The sequence below is a fragment of the Methylobacterium sp. E-005 genome (assembly GCF_022829725.1).
Taxonomy (GTDB): Bacteria; Pseudomonadota; Alphaproteobacteria; order Rhizobiales; family Beijerinckiaceae; genus Methylobacterium.
Genome location: NZ_JAKSYG010000141.1, coordinates 1 through 4,871, shown reverse-complemented (window position 1 = coordinate 4,871; position 4,871 = coordinate 1). Strand labels below are relative to the sequence as shown.

At 63.2% G+C, this 4,871-nt stretch carries 4 protein-coding genes; all 4 read left to right on the top strand.

The window, feature by feature from the left end; all coding sequences use genetic code 11:
• The first annotated feature begins 348 nt into the window (after positions 1–348).
• The 4 genes from MKK88_RS15735 (at position 349) to MKK88_RS15720 (ending at position 4,325) form a co-directional block, all read left to right on the top strand.
• Complete coding sequence (locus tag MKK88_RS15735) at positions 349–1,797, top strand: sensor domain-containing diguanylate cyclase (protein WP_244001250.1); 1,449 nt, start codon at positions 349–351, stop codon at positions 1,795–1,797.
• Between the two features lie 193 nt (positions 1,798–1,990).
• Positions 1,991–3,073, top strand: coding sequence for an EAL domain-containing protein (locus MKK88_RS15730; protein WP_244001248.1), 1,083 nt, complete (start codon positions 1,991–1,993; stop codon positions 3,071–3,073).
• A 352-nt stretch (positions 3,074–3,425) separates the two neighbouring features.
• Positions 3,426–3,851: a MucR family transcriptional regulator gene (locus tag MKK88_RS15725; protein ID WP_244001246.1), complete on the top strand. Its 426-nt coding sequence runs from the start codon at positions 3,426–3,428 to the stop codon at positions 3,849–3,851.
• A 264-nt stretch (positions 3,852–4,115) separates the two neighbouring features.
• Entirely contained in the window at positions 4,116–4,325 is a 210-nt protein-coding gene (locus tag MKK88_RS15720) for a hypothetical protein (protein ID WP_244001244.1), read from the top strand.
• Positions 4,326–4,871 lie beyond the last annotated feature (546 nt).

The following is a 4,871-nucleotide window of genomic DNA, read 5'->3' as shown; positions in this document are numbered from 1 at the left end:
ACCTTATGAGTTCCGCATGACATCGGCGGCGATCTGCGGAAGCTGAGCGCGGTTCAGCGTTGACACTGGTCGCGACGCACCATCCTTATTGCAGCGCACTGACGTGCGGCGCCGTATGGCGTTTCCTCCCTAGACTTCGGGTGCGAAGACCACGAAGTGTCTACATCGCGCTAAGGGCTTCGTAATTGATTTGCGGCTGACTGCGTCGGGATGTTCAAACCGCGCAGGCTCGAGGTGGCGCACGTTGTAGCTAGCTCCCGAGGGCACGTCGATGGCTCATGGTCCAGGCCATCCCTGGCTCGATGGCTGGCCCTTGCCAACTTCCTAACCGTCACCGGCTTGATCTGCGTGGCCGCCCTTCTGCTCTGGCAGATGCGTACAGATGCGGAGCGCCGCAGCCAGTTAGTAGCAAACAGCCTCGTACAGGTGCTCGGCCGCGATATCGCGCGCAACATCGAACTCTATGACCTATCACTACAGGCCGTTGTAGAAAACATCGGTCGTCCCGGTGTCGTGGAAGCTACACCCGAGCTTCGCCGGATGATCCTGTTCGACCGTGCCGCATCCGCGCCTGGCTTCGCCTTCCTGTTGCTTCTCGACATGCGCGGCACCATCGTCTCCGGCTCGAGCCCATCGGTACCGAAGGGGCTGGATCGGTCTGATACCGAATATTTCCGTCACTTCACCGCCCATCCAGATGACGATGATCTGCACATCAGCCCGCCCGCTGTCTCGCGGGTGAGTGGTCAGCCGATGATCATGCTTTCCCGCCGCTTGTCGAACTCCGACGGTTCGTTCGCTGGTGTCGTGGTCGGCGGCATCAAGATCGACTACCTGCGCAGCCTGTTCGCCTCAGTCGGTGCCGAGCATGCTGGGACCGTCACGCTCTTCGGACCTCAGGGCGTCGTCTTGATGCGCGAGCCGTTTGGGCAGAGCGTGATCGGCGCGAGCGTGGCCGATGCCCCGAGCTACCGCCGCATGATCGCGATGCGCGAAGGCAGCTTCGTCGGTCCGGCGATGTTTGGGGAAGGCGAACGTCGGCTCACCTTCGCGCGGCTCGGCACGGGCCCCCTCACCCTCAGCATCGCCGTGGCATCGTCCACAATCTACGCCGAGTGGTGGCATCAGGCACTCAGCTTAGGCTTCATACTGCTCAGTCTCTGCGGCGTCACGGCTGGGCTGACTTGGTTGCTGCGTAGAGAACTGGGCCGACGCGAGCAGACCGAGGCGAAGCTGGTCGCAGCCAACGCCAGCCTCGCGGCACAGGCGACCACCGATGCCCTAACTGGCCTCGGCAACCGGCGGCGCTTCGATGAGGCGCTCGCACAGGAATGGGACCGTGCAGTGCGGGGCCAGCGGCCGGTGGCATTGATCCTGATCGATGCGGATTGCTTCAAGGGCTTCAACGACAGCTATGGTCATCAGCGCGGCGACGAAGCGCTCCGACTGATCGCTGGCTCGATCCGAGCAGCGGCCAATCGCGCGAGCGATACGGCTTGTCGCATCGGCGGCGAGGAGTTCGGGGTCATCCTGCCTGAGGTCGACACCGCGGGTGCGATCGTCGTGGCCGAGCGGATCCGGGCGGCGGTAATGGGTTGGGGGATGCCCCACGCATCTGGGCCGCATACAGTTCTCACGGTGAGTTGTGGCGTAGCCAGCGTTCCTGAGGTCTTAGCGCCCAACGCGGCTGCACTCGTCGCGGAGGCAGATGCGGCGCTGTACGTGGGCAAAGGCGCGGGTCGGAACCAGGTTCGTGCTGCCGAACCGGACGAGACAGATCTGCGCCTTGTGATCTGAGCGCCCAAATACATTGCGGACTCTTCGGCTCAGGGCTGTCGTGGTCGTTAACGGTTGCGCAATGTAATATGGATCAGGTTGCAACCCTACGTCGTGGCTAAGCACCTCCCGATCCAGACCCAATAGGATCACTATGACCGTGCACCACGCTCGGGCTCGCAGGCCACGCGCGGCTGCTTCCCGCAGCACATCCGTGCTGCACCAATTAAGCCTCGACATAAGAGCCGCCTTCCAACCCATCGAGGATCTGCGCACAGGCGAGATCGTCGGCTACGAGGCGCTCGCGCGGCTCATGCGCGGCGACCAGCTCCTTCCACCGGCGGACTTCCTGTCCAGCCTACCGCAGGACGCCCTCGCCGAACTGTTTCGCACGATGCTCGGGCAAGCGGTCTCGCTGCGGCAGAGCTTGGGAGGTGATGGCTCAGGCCCCTACGTCAGCGTCAACGTGGAGGTGCCGCTGGTGCTCGCGGATGGATTCGTCGATCTTCTGCGCGACGTACTCGATCAGCACGCCTTCAGCCCGGATGGCGCAGTGGTGCTGGAACTGTTGGAAGGCCATGCGACCTCGGACTTCGCTCGAATGTCAGAGCGCCTGCAGGCCATCCGTGCACTCGGCATCCGCATCGCACTCGACGATATCGGCAGCGCCTACTCGTCCCTGATCAATCTGCGCGATCTGCCCGTTGACATCATGAAGCTCGACCAGTCGTTTGCGCGCGGGCTCCGACAGAAGCCCCGAGACCTGCACTTCGTGCTCAGCCTGCAGAGCCTAGCTCACAGCATCGGCAAGCGGCTTATCGTCGAGGGCGTGGAGACAGCTGAGATCCGCGACGCTTTGCGCGTACTTGGGGTCGATCTCGGGCAAGGCTACGGGATCGCACGGCCGATGCCTGGAGCGGCTATCGCATCATGGATGGCGGCACGGCCGACGGTGGGCATGGAGATGGACCGGACGCCGACGTCGATGCTGGGCGCCTATGCAGGCCACCTGCGCGTGGTAGAGGCGTGTCGGACCCTGATGGGTCAGCCTCTACCGGTGGCTTGGAAGGAAGCATCGAAGGATCCGCATGCCTGCAGCATCGGAGTGTTCTTCGACAAGCACGGCCTGCATGACACCGCGTTCGGGTGCGCGCACAAGCGCTTTCATGAGGTCATGGCGCTGTACGAGACTGATCCGGCTGCTTGGCACGATGGAGCCGAGGGGTTTCGGAAGGAGATGGAACGGGCACTGGCGGATCCCTCGCAACGTTTCCGATGCGACGCCGTTGCCGCATAAGCCAGAGCGTCACAACGGTTTAGGCAACGCCATTCCCGATCAGCGGCTGACCCCTGACCCCCGTACTCTTTCGTTACTTCGTATCCGCGGCTGACAGGGACGCTCGGGCGGCCTTCTCTTGCTGCCTTTTCGATCAGGGCTTGTGCTTTGCCCTGTGCGCCCAATTCGGGCCGACGTCATGCCACCGCGAGCCATTTGGCCCCCGATCATAGTTCCCGCCTCCAAGAAAGTATTTATCCCACCAGATGCGACAATTTCACCGATCTATGCGGTCGGAAGCCGCATTTACTTGTGACGTTTCGTATGAAAACTAGTTTTTACGGGGGCATAAACTATCCGAAAGAATGTCTTGATGACCGAAGATTTTCACAATTCAGGCCTGAATTTGGCCGAGCTTACCGGCGAAATCGTCTCTGCCTACGTCACGAAGAATTCAGTCCCCGTAGTCGAGCTTCCGAAGCTGATTAAGAGCATCCACGCGGCTCTCAATACGCTGAAGCCGGGCGGCTCAGTGCCGGTGTCCGAGTTCGATATCGAGAAGCCGAGCAAAGCCCAAATCCACAAATCGATCCGAGACGATGGGATCGTCAGCTTCCTCGACGGACGGCCCTATAAGACCCTGAAACGCCACCTCACCGCGCACGGGCTGACGCCGGAGCGCTACCGGCTCCAGTACGGTCTATCGCCCGATTACCCGATGGTCGCCCCAAGCTACGCTGCCCGGCGCTCGGCGCTCGCCAAAGCGATCGGCCTCGGCCGGCCGGGGGCGATGGCTTAGAACGCACCGAAGAAGAACCGTCGGGCGGCTTGATCCAACGATCGAGTGCAGGCGGTCCCAGTGGCCTTCGTACAGGATCCGTTAACCACCCCGCACCACCATACCCTCAGCGATCGGCTTCGGCCGCGCGCCGGAAGAGCAGCACCAGGGTGTCATCTCGCAACGTCCGGGTGCGGCCTCGCCGGCGCAGTCGCGCTGATTGTACGCAATTGCGGCCAAGCTTGAGCCTGGCTAGACGCACTGCCTTGGGGGCCAGGGGCGTGAATGAGCGATGTCGTGGCCGCTTTGCTCCTGGCACTTGCAGCCGAGAACGCCGAACTGCGGGAGCAACTGGCCTCCGCTCAAGACATGCTCGTCGAGACCGCCATCGACGCCGGGAACATGCACGCCCTCGTCGAGGCCATCCGGACCGAGCGCGATGCGTGGCGGGAGGAAGCCGAGCGCTTGGGCAGGAAGGTCCTGAGGATAGGCTGACACAGGCGACGCCGCTTTGGCTGGCTGCTACAGCACCTGCCTCCCCCGGACGCGCGTCCGGGGCGTTCGCGACACCAAACGGCGCGCAGCGGGCGAGCATGCGACGACAGACGGGCCCGAGCCAGTTCCTCGGGGCTCGCCCGTGAAGCCTTGGCCGGGCAGTCGCATGAGCGTCGGTGCGGCGGGGGAACTGGACACAGCAGGGCGCCGGCTCACGGCCCGGATCTCCTCATGAACGGCAGCACTGTCCGCCCTCTCACCTATCCTGGCGGATGAGCTTACACCGCTCCTCTGATGGACGGGCGCTTCAGCGCCTCGACGCCCCTGCTCCAACCTGCTTCCGCATCAGGGTTGCGCGGTTCGCGTCCGCGCGGGGCGTGACCATCGACGACACACACCAGCAGCGTCAGGGCAAGCCAGACCCGCGCACGCATGAACGCAACCCTTCGTACACAACGAGCAGTCGGTGTGTGCCGGAATGGTTTCCGAGTGGTTCATGGCAGCGGTGCAATTCACGCGATCCACCGACCCCGCACTTCTTTGGAC

Excerpts from the sequence above, each read along its gene's own strand:
- MKK88_RS15725 (WP_244001246.1), top strand. The coding sequence starts at position 3,426 with ATGACCGAAGATTTTCACAATTCAGGCCTGAATTTGGCCGAGCTTACC.
- MKK88_RS15720 (WP_244001244.1), top strand. The coding sequence starts at position 4,116 with ATGAGCGATGTCGTGGCCGCTTTGCTCCTGGCACTTGCAGCCGAGAAC.